At 52.7% G+C, this 522-nt stretch carries 1 protein-coding gene; it reads right to left on the reverse strand.

The features are described 5' to 3' along the window. Positions 1–107: 107 nt before the first annotated feature. The coding region (locus WH277_RS02550) for an SDR family oxidoreductase (protein WP_339504236.1) at positions 108–522 on the reverse strand (415 nt) is incomplete at its 5' end.

The following is a 522-nucleotide window of genomic DNA, read 5'->3' on the forward strand; positions in this document are numbered from 1 at the left end:
GAATATATACAGTAGAATAAATATGTGACGCTGTAACGAAAGATAAATAATTAGCTATGAATGCGGCGGTGAACAAAGCGTGAGCACCTTTTGTACACCGCGGGGCATTAACGCGCCAGCCAGCCACCGTCCACCGCCAGCGTGTAGCCATTAACGTAGTCTGCGGCCGCCGAAGCGAGAAACACCACCGGGCCCATCATATCGTCACTTTGACCCCAGCGTCCGGCAGGAATGCGATCCAGAATTTGCTGATTCCGATCTTCGTCGTCACGCAGTTGTTCCGTGTTATTGGTGGCCATATAACCAGGGGCGATGGCATTGACGTTGATACCATACTGCGCCCATTCATTGGCCATTAAACGCGTCAGGCCCATCACCGCACTTTTTGACGCGGTATAGGAGGGCACCCGGATCCCGCCCTGATAAGAGAGCATCGAAGCAATATTGATAATTTTACCCCCACGCCCCTGGCGAATAAACTGGCGGGCAACGGCCTGTGAGAGGAAAAACACGGTCTTGCTG

The organism is Erwinia sp. MYb416, assembly GCF_037479575.1.
Lineage (GTDB): Bacteria > Pseudomonadota > Gammaproteobacteria > Enterobacterales > Enterobacteriaceae > Erwinia > Erwinia rhapontici.